Raw genomic sequence first — 12657 nt, 5'->3', positions numbered from 1 at the left:
AAGTATGGAAGAACGGACCCTTACGTCTCGTCTCCTGCCGGCCGGCGAACGGGCCGGCGTCAGCTCCGCACGAGCCCGCACCGCCACCCGGACCCTCCTCGCCCGCCTCGGCGTGCCCGCCGCCGGGGTGGACGACGTCGTCATCGTGGTGACCGAGCTGGTCACCAATGCCAGACGTCACGCCGGTGGCGCCACCGGCTTCGCCATCACCGCCCGCCCCGGCACCGGGACCGTTACCGTCGAAGTGTCCGACCGCGTGTCCCGGGTGCCGGAGCTCCGCACCCCGGCACCCGGACGACCGGGCGGATTCGGATGGCGGCTGGTCCAGGACCTCACCGACACCGTCCGCATCAGCGCCCACAGCCGTAACGGCTGCGGCGGCGGCAAAACCGTCACTGCAACCTTCACCGGAGAAAGACTCGGTTTCCCCGGCGCGCAGCCCGTCGCGAGAAGCCGCTGACTCGCGGCCGGGGCGGATCAGGCCGACCCCGTACCGTCGCGGATGTCGAAAAGGGTCAGCGCGCCCGTCATCTCCAGCAGCCGCAGGAGCTGCTTCGGCAACGGTCCGACCAACGCCGTCGGCCGGGCGTTGCGCAGGCGGATCAGCTCGTTCAGGAACGACGAGTCCGCGAACGCAACCCCCGACACGTCCAGGAGCAGCAGCTCCGCGTCCGCGGCCCGCGTCCTGCAGGCCTCCGCCACGCGGCCCGCTGTATCGAGGTCGAACTCGCCCGTGCACACGACCACGGCCGCACCGTCCGTACCGGGCCGCACCGTCACCTTCGGCGACTCCATCGTCATCTCCCCAAGCCGTCCACGGCGCCGATATCCGGTGCCCTGACCGTAGAACCTGCTCACACCCAGCAGCACCACACCTACCCGCACAGGGACCGCCGGGACACCTCCACACCAGCGCAGCACAGCCGTACGGGCGCACACAGGCCCCACGGAAAGCGTGCGCGGAAAGCGTTTGAAGCAGGCAGGCACGGATAGACGCGCCAAAGGCGGTGAGCGCTTCGGGACAGGCGCCCACCGCGGTGTGGTCGGGTGGCACCCCCTCCTCCCCCGAGGGGTGCCACCCAGCCGCAACCACACCGCAGCCACGGAACACAGCCAGAGCCCGGTTTGCCGTGGCGGTGCTGGGGCGCGGTCCGGACACTTCGGAGTCCGGCGGTCCGAGGATGTCGAGAACGTGCCACCGGCTCCGTCCCGGGTACATCAGCGGCAGCACGAGGAAGAAGGAGAAGACGGCATGGCGATCCAGCGGATGGACAACGTCGGCATCGTCGTCGAGGACCTGGACGCCGCCATCGCGTTCTTCGTGGAACTCGGTATGGAGCTGGAGGGCAGGGCGGAGGTCGAGGGCCTCTTCGCCGACCGGTGCACCGGGCTCGACGGCGTCCGCTGTGACATCGCGATGGTCCGGACCCCGGACGGTCACAGCCGGCTCGAACTGGCGAAATACCACAGCCCCGCGGTGATCAGCACCGGGCCGCGCAACCGGCCGCACAACGTTCTGGGCACGCACCGCGTCATGTTCGCCGTCGACGACATCGAGGACACCGTTGCCCGCCTGCGCCCTCACGGCGCCGAACTCCTCGGCGAGATCGCCAGGTTCGACGACAGCTACCTCCTCTGCTACGTCCGCGGTCCGGAGGGCATCATCGTCGGGCTGGCCGAGCAGCTGCGCTGAGGGGGAGGAACCGAACCGCGCAACCTCGCTGTCGGGCGCCCCTCCCCGTACCGCCCGCGGTCCCGAGCTCAGGTGCGGGGCTCCATGGGCCCCAGTCCCAGAACCCGGAGGGTGTGCTCGGCCATCTGAAGGTGGCCGACGGCATTGGGGTGGGCCGGGTCGTCGAGCCAGGCTATGGGGTCGGCGTCGCCGAAGTGCGAGCGCCAGTGGGTCTCGTGGTCGACCAGCAGGACGTCGGCCTCCTTGGCGATGTCCCGCACGGCTTGGGCGTACGCCGGGAGGGTGCCGCGGGCCTCGCGGCCGGCGATGCTGACCAGCACCGGTGTGTGGAGGACGATCTGGGTCTGCGAGCCCGCACGGTCGACGAGCCGATGCATGGCGTCGTGGAACTCCGGCAGCCCGGCCAGGCCGGCGCGCGCGTCGTTGGTGCCGAGCGATATGGACAGGACGTCGGGTGCGAAGCGTCCGATCAGGTGGTCGTAGGAGCCGAGCACGTCCACGGCACGCCAGCCGGAAACACCGGTGTTGACGACGATGTCGGTCAGCCGGTCCATCTGCCATCTGACCCGTTCCTGCAGGTGTTCCACCCAGCCACGTGCGCCGTGGGTGTGCAGTACGGCCTGGGTGATGCTGTCCCCGGTGGTTACCCACGTCATGGGTTCTGCAGACAGGCGGATCATGTCGCTCTCCTTCGGTGCGCTCGCGGCCGACGTGACGGCCCACGGCCCTTTTCAAGATCAGAAACATAACGCCCGCGCGTCCTGTGGCCCACCCCTCCGAAGGCCGGCCCGGCAGGAAGCGGGCGCCGCGCGACGCCCACCGCTCGAAGCTGCCCGCAGCGCCGCCGAGAGCGCCGTTCGCCAGAGGCGCGGCGGGGAGACGGGCCCGGGCACGACGCACCGGACGGCCGCTCAGGCCGGGCCGGCGAGGAGGGCGTAGGCGAAGACGGTCGTCACCCAGGTCCAGAGGACCGCGAGTGCGATGTGGCCGAAGGTGCGGAAACGGTCTCCGCGCCACAGGGCGGGTGAGAAGTAGACGAACTGGAAGGCCCAGCGGGCGCCCCAGAACAGGGTCTGGCCCGCCAGCAGGGCCGTGCCGAGGGAGGTGCCCGCCAGGAGCTCCGGGGTGTAGCACAGCGGCAGCAGACCGAGCAGGACGCAGGTCAGGCCGATGAAGAAGAGGTGTGCGTAGGACACCTGGCGGGTCAGCAGGCTGGTGCCGGCGAGGTCGGTGGGCCAGTCCACCAGGCGGGGCAGGACGATGTGGAAGGCACCCATGCCTGTCAGGGCGAGGCCCACGAGGCGGAGTTGGGACTCCAGGGTGAAGAGGTGGTTCACTCGGCGCTCCGGCTGAAGGCGAAGGCCGTGACGAGGTTCGCGATCCGGGTTTCGGTGATGGAGCGCAGGCCCGCGCCGTCAGCGAGCCGCAGCCATTCGCGGCGGGGCATGAAGTGCCAGGCTCCCGGGCCGAAGGCGGCGGTGTTGACCCGGTCGCGCAGGTGCTCCACCAGGATGAGCGTGCCTCCGGGGCGCAGGGTGCGGGTGATTTCCGCGAACAGCGCCTCCCGGTCGGGTGCGAGGCGCAGTTCGTGGGCCGCGAAGACCGCGAACACGGTGTCCTGGGAGCCGGAGACGACGGGCAGTCGGGACGGGCGGCCGGGCAGGGTCCCGGGGCGCGGGGGCACGCGTCGGCGGGCGCGCCGGATGGAGCCTTCGGTGGTGAGCGCCGGGTCGTAGAGGTCGACGACGCTCTGAGCGGCCCGGGGGTACCGCAGGGCCAGGGGGTGGCTGGTTTCGTCGAGGCCCGTCGATATGACGAGGTGGTCGCCGGGGCCGTCGGGCAGCAGGCCGGTCAGCCAGTCGAGGGAGTACAGCTCGGAGCGGTCGTACACCCACCAGCAGGCGGCGGTGCTGCCCGTGAGCAGGGCGGCCGCGGCCAGCGCGCCCGTGCGGGCGAGGGCGGCGGGGACGCGCGGCAGGTGCGGCGCGAGGGCGAGGCCGCCGGCGACGGCGGACAACCCGCCCGCGTACAGGGGCCAGTTGTACCCGACCACCTCGCGTACTCCGGAGGGGCGCGGGGGCGGTGGGGCGGTGGGGGTGCTCACAGTACGCCCCCGTCCGGGGCCCGCCGGTAGCCGCGCTCCCAGCCGTAGTCGAGGTCGCCGACGTGGAAGGCGTTCGCGAGGACGGGCTCGGTTCCGGCGAACGGTCCGTGGTCGAAGAAGGTCAGGGTGGGAACCTCGACCGCGACCGGGACCGGTTCCCAGTGCGTACGGGTGGCCTTGACCACGATCACCGTGCCGGTCTGCGGCTCGTACTCGAAGGTGTACGGGAGCGGGCCCGCGTACCGGCGGGCGTCCTTGGCGCTCGCGAAGGGGCTTCCCGCGGGGAGCGGGGCGGGGGTGTCCGCCAGGTCGGCGCGGACGTGGAGGTCGGCCCGGCCGTCGGCGCTGACCACCTTGAACTCCAGGGTCCGGCCGGACGTGCGGGTGCCGATGCGGGCGAGGCGGTAGTTGTAGCGGGAGAAGAGGTTTCCGCCGAGGACCATCATCCGGTGGTCGGTGTCGCTGCGCAGGATGCGCAGGCCTCGCATGGTGCGGCCGCCGGGGGTGGAGAACCTGGTGAAGATCCGGTAGCCGGTGAGGATGAAGTCCCGGCCGAGGCCGGCGGGAAGGAACGACGGGCGCAGGGCCCGGGTGTCGACGACCGCGGCGGCGACGAACCCGTGCTCGGTGCCGTTCGCGTCACGGTAGGTGTCGAGGGAGAGTCCCGGAGGAACCAGCGGGGTGAGCAGCTCGGGCGGCAGCGCGTAGGTGAGCACCAGGGAATGCGCGAACGACGTCCGCATCGGCAGGGGGTGGCGTTGCAGCAGGTGCCTCATGAACCGGCCGCCTCGTCGGTCGCGACGGACGGTGTGGCCGGGGCGGCCGGGGGCTCGTTCGCTTCGGCCTTGCGCCACTTGGTGTGCCGCAGCACCACCTGTTCGGGGCAGACGGCGCTGAGGAACCGTCCGATGTGCATGGCCAGGCGCTCCTCGGCCAGCGCGTAGAGGATGCGGTTGCCGTCGCGCCGTTCGGTGACCAGGCCCGCCCCCTTGAGCACCCCGAGGTGCCGGGAGATGGAGGGCGCGCTGATCGCGAACCGGCTCGCGATCTCCCCGGCCGCGAGCTCACCGCCGCGCAGGTCTTCGAGGATCTGACGCCTCGTGGGATCGGCCAGAGCCCGGAACGCGCCCGCCTCGTCTTCGCTTGATGTGCTCATGCAGCAGAACTTAGCACATTAGCTAAATACAAAAATAGGCTCAGCGGGGCGGCTCGCAACGCCGGGGAAGGGTCACGGTGCCGGGCCGGTGCTCGAAGGTGTCCATGACCAGCCACTCGTCCAGCTCGGGGTCGTAGAGGTTCTGGACACCGAACTGCAGCACCTGCCAGAAGGTGCCGCGGTCGCCCTCGTCGACGTAGATGTCGCCCAGCGCGAGCGGCAGGCGGGGGTAGTTCCCGGGAGGCAGTTGCGGGAGGACCACGCCCACCCTCCAGTGGTTCACGTGCCGTCGGGGAGAGCGCCGCAGGGTCTCCGGCCCGACGAACCTGGCGTTCTCGAATCCCTTGTTCAGCGCCTCCAGGTTGAAGCCCGGGATGCGTGAGCAGGGATGCTCGTTCAGACCCGGCCACTTGTACGTGAGCGTGTAGAGCGTGTCGTGGTAGATCAGGTTGGTGAACCAGATCGGGTACTGCGGGCCCCCCGCGGTCATCTGGCTGTCGCCGTCCCTCCCCTCCCAGGTGAACGGCACCGTGATGTCCAGGTCACGGACGATCCACTTGCCCTTGCCGCGGAAGTCGCGGGGAAGGCGGGGCGGAGGCGGCGTCGGGGAGTCGGCCTGCCCCGCGACCACCTTCCCGGACGACAGCGCGGTTCCGGTCCGGGGCGCGGCGGCGACCGGGGGCGGAGCCGCCAGGCCGAGGGCGGCCAGTCCGGCAAGAGCGGCCGACATGGCCGTCCGACGTGCGCCTTGCCAACCCATGGTCTCCCTCGGCTGTCGTGTCGGGCGCCGTCATGGCGCGCGGACCATCACGGCGATGCTGGGACACCGTCCCCGGAATTGAAGATTCCGAAACCGGCGGTTCCGAGTGGCCATCGGGCCGCCCGATAGGGAACGGAGCTGCCGGGAACAGGGTGCGGGAGCCCCGATGCTGTGTCCGGTCCCGGCTACGGACGGACGGGCGCGCGTCATCGCGAGCGCCGAACCGCAGCACCTGCAGGAGCTTGTCGAACACGATCCGGCCGTAGACGCACTGACGGTGGCAGCGCAGCGGACGGTCCGGATGGCAGACCGGCCGCTCGGGCGGCAACGCCGAGAACTGGTCCCGCAACTCCTCCGCTTCAGCAACAGCCTCGACAGGCCCACCGGAACACTGCTCCCCTACCCGCCTCGGCGCCCCCGTGCCGCCCAAGCCCGCGCGTGGAGGGGGATCGAGCCGTCCGCCGCCCGCGGGAGGGCCGTGCGGAGCAGGTCGCGGAGTTGGAGGCGGCGACCCTCAGAGAGGCCCGACAGGTAGGCGGGGGCCGGGCCCTGCCCTCCCAGGAACGGCGTCCAGTAGTCGTCGAAGTCCGCAAACCCGGTCGGGATCCGGATCTCCTCGACCTCCACGTCCTCCAGTCCTGCTCCGACGAGCAGTTCGACCAGCGGGCCCCGGGCACACAAAGGGAACCTGACGGCCTCGTCCAGTGCCCGCGCCTGCCCGTCCAGGGCGACCGCGGCATCCCAGAAGGCGCGGATGGCCTCCATGCCGCCCTCACCGTAGTCCCACACGTACACCCCGACCCGCCCCCCGGGGACGACGACCCTGGCCATCTCGGCAGCCGCCCGTGCCGGGTCCGGGACGAAGTTGAGTACGAGCCCGCTCACCGCGACCGACGCCGTGGAGTCCGCGAACGGCAGCTCCACCGCATCGGCCAGGACGAACCGCGCCCGCCGGTCGGCGATGTGCCTGCGGGCGTAGTCCACGTAGCCCTCCGACGGGTCCACCCCGACCACCGACACCGGGTCGGCGACGTCCAGCACCACGCGGGTCACCGCACCCGTGCCGCACCCGATGTCCCGCCAGCTCCCTCCCGGAGACGCGCCCATCCAGCGGACGAACCGGTCGGCGACCAGGCGGCTCCATCGCCCGACGTACGGCTCATACGCCTCACCGGTCGCCCACATCGGCCCGCCCCGTCCTCGGTACGTACGCTCCTGGCGATGATGCTGCGTCAACGACGCGGAGGGCGTGAAGCACCGGAGGGGAGCCCCGTAACTCTCCTATCGGTTCGTTCGTTCGGGCGTATTCAACGGCGGGGCGGGACGGCGGCGGAGTTCCGGGTAGGCGTCGTGTATGGACTCGCACACCTCCGATACCTTTTCCACGGCCGGACAGGCGGCGGTCGTCGACACCGCATCGGCATGGTGGCTGACGGCCTTGGACCGGCTGGAACGGACGACGGTGGCCGATCCGGCCATCAGGGCGCTCCAGCGGGGAGTCCGTTCCCTTCCTCTGGGCTCGATGCGTGATCTGCTGCGTGGCAGGCCTCTGGGCCATCCCGTGCATCCCGTGCTGGTGCAGGTGCCCGTCGGCTGCTGGCTCTCGGCCGCGGTGCTCGACTTCGTACCCGGGTCACAGCGCGCGACGGCCACCCTGACCGCCGTCGGACTGGCCGGGGTCGCTCCGGCGGCGGTGGCCGGCTGGGCGGACTGGGCGGACATGCCGCCCGAACAGGCGAGGGTGGGCCTGGCCCACGCCGTCTCCAACGTGGCGGCGGTGGCCTGCTATACCGCGTCACTGACCGCACGGTTCCGCGGCCGCTGGGCGAAGGGGCGGATGTGGTCGCTGGGTGGGCTGGCTGCCGTAGCCGTCAGCGGTGCGCTCGGCGGGCACGTGGCCTACCGACAGGCCGTCGGAGCACACGCCACGCCCTGAGGAACGCGGCGCGTTCCCCGACCCGGACCGCCTGCTCCTCGCGGTCCGGGCCGCGCTCCTCGTCGGCGCCGTTCTGCACTCGGTGCCCGGTCCGGCGCGCGATCGATTTCCACGGAGGAGAACAAACGAGAGCCACACGAATGTCCTGCGTTCCGCCGGGCAGATTGCGCTTCGGAGGTTGATAACCATGGTTCCCCTGCTTCTCGTTCTGCTGCTGGTCCTGATTCTCTTCGGTGCGGGTTTCGCGCTGAAGATTCTCTGGTGGGTGGCCATCGCAGTCCTGGTCTTGTGGCTGATCGGTTTCGTCGCACGTCCGAAAGGTGGCAGCGGCCGCTGGTACCGCTGGTAGGAGGCGACCTGCTCACCTGCCATGACCGGCGGCCGCACCCTTCCGGTATTCAACCCGGGTGCGTGAAGCCTGAAAGACGGGGCAAACGAAGCCCAGGCGGGATGCGGCACAACCCGCCGAGCACGACGTACGGAACAAGGAGGACCGGCGGATGTTCCTTTCTCCGTCGACCTCCATTGACCGGAGGAGTTGTCTTTCGCGTGACTGAGAATGTGTGGAATTACCAGCCGGCCTCGGGCCACCTGTCCGGTACGGACCTGACCGGATACAAGGTCGAGGCGACCGACGGCAGGATCGGCAAGGTGGACAAGCACTCCGATGAGGTCGGTGACGCCTATCTGGTCGTCGACACCGGTGTGTGGATCTTCGGAAAGGAGGTCCTGCTGCCGGCGAGCACGGTCGTCAGGATCGACCACGAGGAGAAGACGGTCTTCGTCGAACGCGCCAAGGAACAGATCAAGGACGCTCCCGAGTTCCACCGCGACAAGCACCTCGGCGACGCCGGGTACCGGGAGGAGCTGGGCACGTACTACGGCACCGGCGCCCCCTTCGGTGGCCGCCCCGCCTGATCGCCTTCCGCACGATGACGATGGTCCCGGCACCTTCATGGGTGCCGGGACCATCGTCATGGGTGGCGGCAATCGAGCCGCAGTCGAGCCGCCGCCGGGGCACAGGCTGCGTACCGCCGGGGGCCGGGCCCGGCCGGTCGCCGCCATTCGGTTCCGGGATCGACCCCGCGCGGGTGAACGCCCGGACCGGCGTGCGATCCGAAACCGGTCTGGTGTGCCAGGTTCGGTGACGGCTGCCGGACAGCCACCGGATCCGACCGTTCCCGGCACCTTCCGCGACTCCCCCGCGGGAGCACGGCGCAGGTGCCCGGCCATGGGCGGGTGCGGCATCTCTGGAGGCAGGCCCGCCCGCCAGGGGCGGGCCCCCACCGACGTTGGAGGAACCGCATGAAGACCCTCCCCTGGGCAGCACGGGGCGTGGCAGCAGTATCGGGCGTGGTGCTGGCCGGAACGCTCCTGGCCCCGTCCGCGGTCGCGTACGGCGGGCCCGATCCGAAGGTGCCGGCCAAGCACAACGCCGGGAAGAAGAAGACACCTGTGAAGAAGGCCCCGGCCAAGCAGGCCCCGGCCAAGCCAGTCCTCAAGGAGCCGCAGAGCGGGCAGCTGGCGGGCGGGAAATGCGTCACGAGCCGCGACGTCAGCTCCACCGTTGTCGACTACTCCGGCTCCGGGCTGTTCGAGACGGTGTTCCGCTCCGCGACCGACGATCGGGGGCACGCCTTCCTCAACGACAGCCGCAACCCCGGTGTCTGGATCAACCTCGCCCTGCTCCCCGGCGCACCCCAGTGCGTCTACGACACCGCCGTGTCCGTAACCGAGGAAAACCCCGGCCATCTCTTCGTCACCGTCCTCGCCAGTAACGGCACCCTGCACCAGGCCGTCTGCACCTCCTCCAGCGGTGCCCCCTTCACCCCCGCCAACCTCGCCGCCGCCTGTGCGCCCGGGTTCACGCAACTCGCCGACACCCCCGTCTGACCCGGCGACGCGCCCCGGACCCGCATTTCCCTCCTCAACCCCTCTGCGGCACCTTGCCGGAGGCGTTCACGCGGCGCGTATCGCGGAGAACGGGCTGTCGTCCAGACCGGCCAGGAGGTCGGCCGGGTCACGGTAGACGGCGGCGGCCCCCGCGTCCTCCAGGTCGCCGCGGGGGATCCCGCCGCACAGCAGGCCGACCGCGGTCACACCGGCCCGGACGGCAGCCTTCATGTCCCATACCGTGTCGCCGACGAACACCGCGCGCCCGGACGGCGTCCCGGCCAGTTCGAGGGCGTGGTGTACGGGATCGGGCGCGGGCTTGCCCCGTTCCACGTCGTCGGAGGTGGCGGTGTCGGTGATGGCGTCCTCGGCGTCGACGGCCCGGCGCAGGGCGCCCAGTTCGCTGTCCTTCGCGGAGGTGACCAGCAGCACCTTCCAGCCGGCCCGCGACAGCGCCCGCAGCAGGTCGGCCGCCGAGTCCAGGGCGGGCAGCCGATCGAAGTAGGTGGCGTACAGCGTGTCGTGGGCGGCGGTCAGGCGGTCGTCGCCCGAGCGGTCGCGGTCCTCTCCGAGGAGGTGGTCGAGGAGGTCCTCGCCGGGCAGGCCGATCGCCCGGTGGATGTCGTGCGTGGCCACCCGGTGCCCGGACTGGCGCAGCGCTTCCCACCAGGATGCGATGTGGAGGTGGTTGGTGTCCGTGAGGGTACCGTCGACGTCGAAAAGTGCGGCGCGGTTCATGGCGGCGGCTCCTCCGTGGGTGGCGGGTCGGGGAAGGGCCCTCCCCCTGGTGGCCGCCGCCGATCCGGACGGGCGGCCTCGGTGGATCCGGCCTGCGGGTGGGTGCGTACGGCCTGTACGGCGGCGGCGTCCACGTCGTCGGCGCGGCGGGCGGCTTCGGCGGCGTCCTGGGGCCGGGTGTGCTGCCCGGTCATCACCGCGCATCCGATTCGCACCATGTGTAGCGTCTTGCCGCGTTCGTGTCCGTGAAACACGGACCCCTGCGGGCCCCGGAACCGCTTGAGATCCCCCCGACCCGACGGGCAGGCGTCGCAGCGCGTCGCGGGTGCGCAGTCCATCGCGCGGCTGACACAGGCGTAGACGTCGTCCAGGCGCCGGCGGGACGCGAACCGGGCGGATGTCGGTGGGCAATGGCGTGTGCACGGCTTCCGGTACGGGGTAGGCGCAGCGCATGATCCCTTCACTGCGCAGTCCGCAAGACACGGCATCCGGGCCCGCTCTCGTAGAGGGCCGCGGCGTGCTTTCCTCGGCCGTGGTCAAGGCCCTGCGCACCGGCCGGGCGCCCGTCTACGCGCCCGCCGCCGTCCTGCGGGCCGATCCGTGGGGCGAGGATCTGCAGCTGGGCCTCCACCTCTTGTACGAACTGCACTACCGGGGCTTCGAGGGCGTCGCCGACGACCTCGAATGGGACCCGGACCTGCTCCGCCTGCGCAACGCCCTGGAGACCCGGTTCCTCCACGCCCTGCGCGGCGAGCTGGCCGACGCCCCCCGCTCGGTGGAGGAGGCCTTCGCCCCGCTCCTCGTGGAGCCCGTGGACCCGAGCGGCAGCCTGAGTCACCGCCTGGAGACGGAGGGCGAGCTGTGGCAGTTGCGCGAGTACGCGGCCCTGCGGTCGCTGTACCACCTCCGGGAGGCCGACCCGCACGCATGGGTCATCCCCCGCCTGACCGGGCGCGCCAAGGCCGCGATGGTCGCCATCGAGTACGACGAGTTCGGCGCGGGCCACGCCGACCGGATCCACGCCCGGCTCTTCGCCGACCTGATGGGCGACCTCGGTCTGGACCCCGGCTACGGCCACTATCTCGACCGGGCTCCGGCGCCCCTGCTCGCCACGGTCAACCTGATGTCTCTGCTGGGGCTGCACCGTGCGTTGCGCGGGGCTCTCGTCGGTCACTTCGCGTGCGTCGAGGTCACCTCCTCCCCCGGGTCCCGCCGCCTGGCCAAGGCCATGCGCCGGTGCGGGGCGGGCCCGGCCGCCGAACATTTCTACGCCGAGCACGTGGAGGCGGACGCCGTCCACGAACAGGTCGTGCGCCACGAGGTCATCGGCGGGTTGCTGGCCGACGAGCCCGCGCTGGAGCCGGACATCGCCTTCGGCTGCGCGGCGACGCTCCTGCTGGAGGACCGGCTGGCCGCCCACATCCGCACGGCCTGGGACGAGGGCCGGTCGGCCCTGCGCACGCCCCCGATGTGACGGGTCACGTGTGGCGGCGGGCGGCACGCGTGGCCTCGTGGCGCGGTAGCGCGGTTTCAGCCGCCGAAGACGTTCATGAACGCCTCGCAGAACGCTTCCAGATCGTCCGGCTTGCGGCTGGTGACCAGGGTGCCGGCGCCCGCCCGGCAGACGTGGACCGGCTCGTCCACCCAGGTGCCGCCCGCGTTGCGGATGTCGGTGGCCAGGCTGGGCCAGGACGTGAGCGTGCGGCCCCGGACGGCGTCGGCCTCCACCAGCAGCCAGGGCGCATGGCAGATCGCCGCCACCGGCCGGCCCGCCTCGAAGAAGCCGCGCGTGAAGCCGACGGCGGCGCCGTTCATCCGCAGCGCGTCGGGATTCGCCACTCCCCCCGGCAGGACGAGGGCGTCGAAGCTCTCGTCCGTACGGCCGGTGAGGACCCGATCGACCGGGTACGTACCGGCTTTGTCCAGGTGGCGCATCGTCTGGACCTCACCCGGCTCCGTCGAGACCAGCCGCGGGGTCCAGCCGGCCCCGAGGACCGCCTTCCAAGGCCCGGTCAGTTCGACTTCCTCGACGCCTTCGATCGCCGTCAGGAATGCGATGCGCACCGTACTCACGTCCTTCGTGTCGGGAGGATCCGGGTGGGCTCCGCGGCTGCGCGGAGGGGCTCACCCGGGGTCGTAGGACCCCGGAGTCCCGCTACCAGCGGTACCAGTGGCCACCGCCGCCGCTGGGGCGCGCGACGAACCCGATCAGCCAGATGACCAGAACGGCGATGGCGACCCACCACAGGATCTTGATGGCGAAGCCGGCGCCGAACAGCAGCAGCACGAGGAGAAGGACGAGCAGCAGAGCAATCATGGTTTCCACCTCCGGACCCGCGCCTGCCGGGTCCTGCGGGCTCCATGCCGGTGCGGGCGA

General features: G+C 71.3%; 19 protein-coding genes. 7 read left to right on the top strand and 12 right to left on the bottom strand.

Going from position 1 to position 12657, the window contains the following annotated elements; all coding sequences use genetic code 11:
• Nucleotides 1–4 precede the first annotated feature (4 nt).
• Nucleotides 5–460 (top strand): ATP-binding protein, encoded by a 456-nt coding sequence (locus tag ACZ5D2_RS09805; protein WP_371680921.1) that lies wholly within the window; start codon nt 5–7, stop codon nt 458–460.
• 17 nt (nt 461–477) lie between these two features.
• Here ACZ5D2_RS09805 and ACZ5D2_RS09800 read toward each other — a convergent pair whose 3' ends face one another.
• Nucleotides 478–795, bottom strand: coding sequence for an STAS domain-containing protein (locus tag ACZ5D2_RS09800; RefSeq protein WP_371680920.1), 318 nt, complete (start codon nt 793–795; stop codon nt 478–480).
• 457 nt (nt 796–1252) lie between these two features.
• On the opposite strand from ACZ5D2_RS09800, the gene ACZ5D2_RS09795 reads away from it, so the two are divergent.
• Nucleotides 1253–1693, top strand: a complete 441-nt coding sequence (locus ACZ5D2_RS09795) for a VOC family protein (RefSeq protein ID WP_371680919.1) — start codon at nt 1253–1255, stop codon at nt 1691–1693.
• A 68-nt stretch (nt 1694–1761) separates the two neighbouring features.
• Here ACZ5D2_RS09795 and ACZ5D2_RS09790 read toward each other — a convergent pair whose 3' ends face one another.
• From ACZ5D2_RS09790 to ACZ5D2_RS09760, 7 genes are all read right to left on the bottom strand, one after another.
• Nucleotides 1762–2373, bottom strand: a complete 612-nt coding sequence (locus ACZ5D2_RS09790; RefSeq protein ID WP_371680918.1) for an SGNH/GDSL hydrolase family protein — start codon at nt 2371–2373, stop codon at nt 1762–1764.
• Between the two features lie 231 nt (nt 2374–2604).
• Nucleotides 2605–3030: a hypothetical protein gene (locus ACZ5D2_RS09785; RefSeq protein WP_371680917.1), complete on the bottom strand. Its 426-nt coding sequence runs from the start codon at nt 3028–3030 to the stop codon at nt 2605–2607.
• Nucleotides 3027–3797, bottom strand: coding sequence for a methyltransferase domain-containing protein (locus tag ACZ5D2_RS09780; protein WP_468928443.1), 771 nt, complete (start codon nt 3795–3797; stop codon nt 3027–3029). Before ACZ5D2_RS09780 ends, ACZ5D2_RS09785 begins: the two co-directional genes overlap by 4 nt.
• A complete protein-coding gene (locus ACZ5D2_RS09775) occupies nt 3794–4573 on the bottom strand; it encodes a DUF2071 domain-containing protein (RefSeq protein WP_371680915.1) in 780 nt (259 codons plus the stop codon). Before ACZ5D2_RS09775 ends, ACZ5D2_RS09780 begins: the two co-directional genes overlap by 4 nt.
• Nucleotides 4570–4953 carry a metalloregulator ArsR/SmtB family transcription factor gene (locus ACZ5D2_RS09770; protein ID WP_468928441.1) on the bottom strand — a complete coding sequence of 128 codons (384 nt, stop codon included), beginning with the start codon at nt 4951–4953 and terminating at the stop codon, nt 4570–4572. Before ACZ5D2_RS09770 ends, ACZ5D2_RS09775 begins: the two co-directional genes overlap by 4 nt.
• Nucleotides 4954–4993: 40 nt before the next feature.
• Nucleotides 4994–5683 carry a hypothetical protein gene (locus tag ACZ5D2_RS09765; RefSeq protein WP_468928439.1) on the bottom strand — a complete coding sequence of 230 codons (690 nt, stop codon included), beginning with the start codon at nt 5681–5683 and terminating at the stop codon, nt 4994–4996.
• A 429-nt stretch (nt 5684–6112) separates the two neighbouring features.
• Nucleotides 6113–6898 (bottom strand): class I SAM-dependent methyltransferase, encoded by a 786-nt coding sequence (locus tag ACZ5D2_RS09760; RefSeq protein ID WP_468928437.1) that lies wholly within the window; start codon nt 6896–6898, stop codon nt 6113–6115.
• A 169-nt stretch (nt 6899–7067) separates the two neighbouring features.
• Between ACZ5D2_RS09760 and ACZ5D2_RS09755 the strand changes: the two genes are divergently transcribed.
• The 4 genes from ACZ5D2_RS09755 (at nt 7068) to ACZ5D2_RS09740 (ending at nt 9542) form a co-directional block, all read left to right on the top strand.
• Nucleotides 7068–7649: a DUF2231 domain-containing protein gene (locus ACZ5D2_RS09755; protein ID WP_371680912.1), complete on the top strand. Its 582-nt coding sequence runs from the start codon at nt 7068–7070 to the stop codon at nt 7647–7649.
• 187 nt (nt 7650–7836) lie between these two features.
• On the top strand, nt 7837–7998 hold the full coding sequence (locus tag ACZ5D2_RS09750) for a hydrophobic protein (RefSeq protein WP_283450316.1): 162 nt from the start codon (nt 7837–7839) through the stop codon (nt 7996–7998).
• Nucleotides 7999–8198: 200 nt separating this feature from the next.
• Entirely contained in the window at nt 8199–8567 is a 369-nt protein-coding gene (locus ACZ5D2_RS09745) for a PRC-barrel domain-containing protein (protein ID WP_371680911.1), read from the top strand.
• 387 nt (nt 8568–8954) lie between these two features.
• Nucleotides 8955–9542, top strand: a complete 588-nt coding sequence (locus ACZ5D2_RS09740) for a hypothetical protein (RefSeq protein ID WP_371680909.1) — start codon at nt 8955–8957, stop codon at nt 9540–9542.
• 66 nt (nt 9543–9608) lie between these two features.
• Here ACZ5D2_RS09740 and ACZ5D2_RS09735 read toward each other — a convergent pair whose 3' ends face one another.
• Together ACZ5D2_RS09735 and ACZ5D2_RS09730 are read right to left on the bottom strand one after the other, a co-directional pair.
• Entirely contained in the window at nt 9609–10280 is a 672-nt protein-coding gene (locus tag ACZ5D2_RS09735) for an HAD family hydrolase (RefSeq protein WP_371680908.1), read from the bottom strand.
• Entirely contained in the window at nt 10277–10498 is a 222-nt protein-coding gene (locus ACZ5D2_RS09730) for a hypothetical protein (protein WP_371680907.1), read from the bottom strand. Before ACZ5D2_RS09730 ends, ACZ5D2_RS09735 begins: the two co-directional genes overlap by 4 nt.
• Before the next feature lie 233 nt (nt 10499–10731).
• Between ACZ5D2_RS09730 and ACZ5D2_RS09725 the strand changes: the two genes are divergently transcribed.
• Entirely contained in the window at nt 10732–11754 is a 1023-nt protein-coding gene (locus ACZ5D2_RS09725; RefSeq protein ID WP_371680906.1) for an iron-containing redox enzyme family protein, read from the top strand.
• Between the two features lie 56 nt (nt 11755–11810).
• Here ACZ5D2_RS09725 and ACZ5D2_RS09720 read toward each other — a convergent pair whose 3' ends face one another.
• A complete protein-coding gene (locus tag ACZ5D2_RS09720; protein WP_371680905.1) occupies nt 11811–12344 on the bottom strand; it encodes a type 1 glutamine amidotransferase domain-containing protein in 534 nt (177 codons plus the stop codon).
• A 91-nt stretch (nt 12345–12435) separates the two neighbouring features.
• Entirely contained in the window at nt 12436–12597 is a 162-nt protein-coding gene (locus ACZ5D2_RS09715; protein WP_285543404.1) for a hydrophobic protein, read from the bottom strand.
• Nucleotides 12598–12657 lie beyond the last annotated feature (60 nt).

The organism is Streptomyces sp. NPDC031479 (assembly GCF_055581065.1).
Note: the sequence above shows the minus strand (reverse complement) of the source record. Positions and strands in the feature narration are given on the sequence as shown.

What these genes read in the sequence shown, in the direction of transcription:
- ACZ5D2_RS09805 (WP_371680921.1), top strand. Translation starts at nt 5, where the DNA reads ATGGAAGAACGGACCCTTACGTCTCGTCTCCTGCCGGCCGGCGAACGG.
- ACZ5D2_RS09800 (WP_371680920.1), bottom strand. Translation starts at nt 795, where the DNA reads ATGGAGTCGCCGAAGGTGACGGTGCGGCCCGGTACGGACGGTGCGGCC.
- ACZ5D2_RS09795 (WP_371680919.1), top strand. Translation starts at nt 1,253, where the DNA reads ATGGCGATCCAGCGGATGGACAACGTCGGCATCGTCGTCGAGGACCTG.
- ACZ5D2_RS09790 (WP_371680918.1), bottom strand. Translation starts at nt 2,373, where the DNA reads ATGATCCGCCTGTCTGCAGAACCCATGACGTGGGTAACCACCGGGGAC.
- ACZ5D2_RS09775 (WP_371680915.1), bottom strand. Translation starts at nt 4,573, where the DNA reads ATGAGGCACCTGCTGCAACGCCACCCCCTGCCGATGCGGACGTCGTTC.
- ACZ5D2_RS09770 (WP_468928441.1), bottom strand. Translation starts at nt 4,953, where the DNA reads ATGAGCACATCAAGCGAAGACGAGGCGGGCGCGTTCCGGGCTCTGGCC.
- ACZ5D2_RS09765 (WP_468928439.1), bottom strand. Translation starts at nt 5,683, where the DNA reads ATGTCGGCCGCTCTTGCCGGACTGGCCGCCCTCGGCCTGGCGGCTCCG.
- ACZ5D2_RS09760 (WP_468928437.1), bottom strand. Translation starts at nt 6,898, where the DNA reads ATGTGGGCGACCGGTGAGGCGTATGAGCCGTACGTCGGGCGATGGAGC.
- ACZ5D2_RS09755 (WP_371680912.1), top strand. Translation starts at nt 7,068, where the DNA reads ATGGACTCGCACACCTCCGATACCTTTTCCACGGCCGGACAGGCGGCG.
- ACZ5D2_RS09750 (WP_283450316.1), top strand. Translation starts at nt 7,837, where the DNA reads ATGGTTCCCCTGCTTCTCGTTCTGCTGCTGGTCCTGATTCTCTTCGGT.
- ACZ5D2_RS09740 (WP_371680909.1), top strand. Translation starts at nt 8,955, where the DNA reads ATGAAGACCCTCCCCTGGGCAGCACGGGGCGTGGCAGCAGTATCGGGC.
- ACZ5D2_RS09735 (WP_371680908.1), bottom strand. Translation starts at nt 10,280, where the DNA reads ATGAACCGCGCCGCACTTTTCGACGTCGACGGTACCCTCACGGACACC.
- ACZ5D2_RS09730 (WP_371680907.1), bottom strand. Translation starts at nt 10,498, where the DNA reads ATGGTGCGAATCGGATGCGCGGTGATGACCGGGCAGCACACCCGGCCC.
- ACZ5D2_RS09725 (WP_371680906.1), top strand. Translation starts at nt 10,732, where the DNA reads ATGATCCCTTCACTGCGCAGTCCGCAAGACACGGCATCCGGGCCCGCT.
- ACZ5D2_RS09715 (WP_285543404.1), bottom strand. Translation starts at nt 12,597, where the DNA reads ATGATTGCTCTGCTGCTCGTCCTTCTCCTCGTGCTGCTGCTGTTCGGC.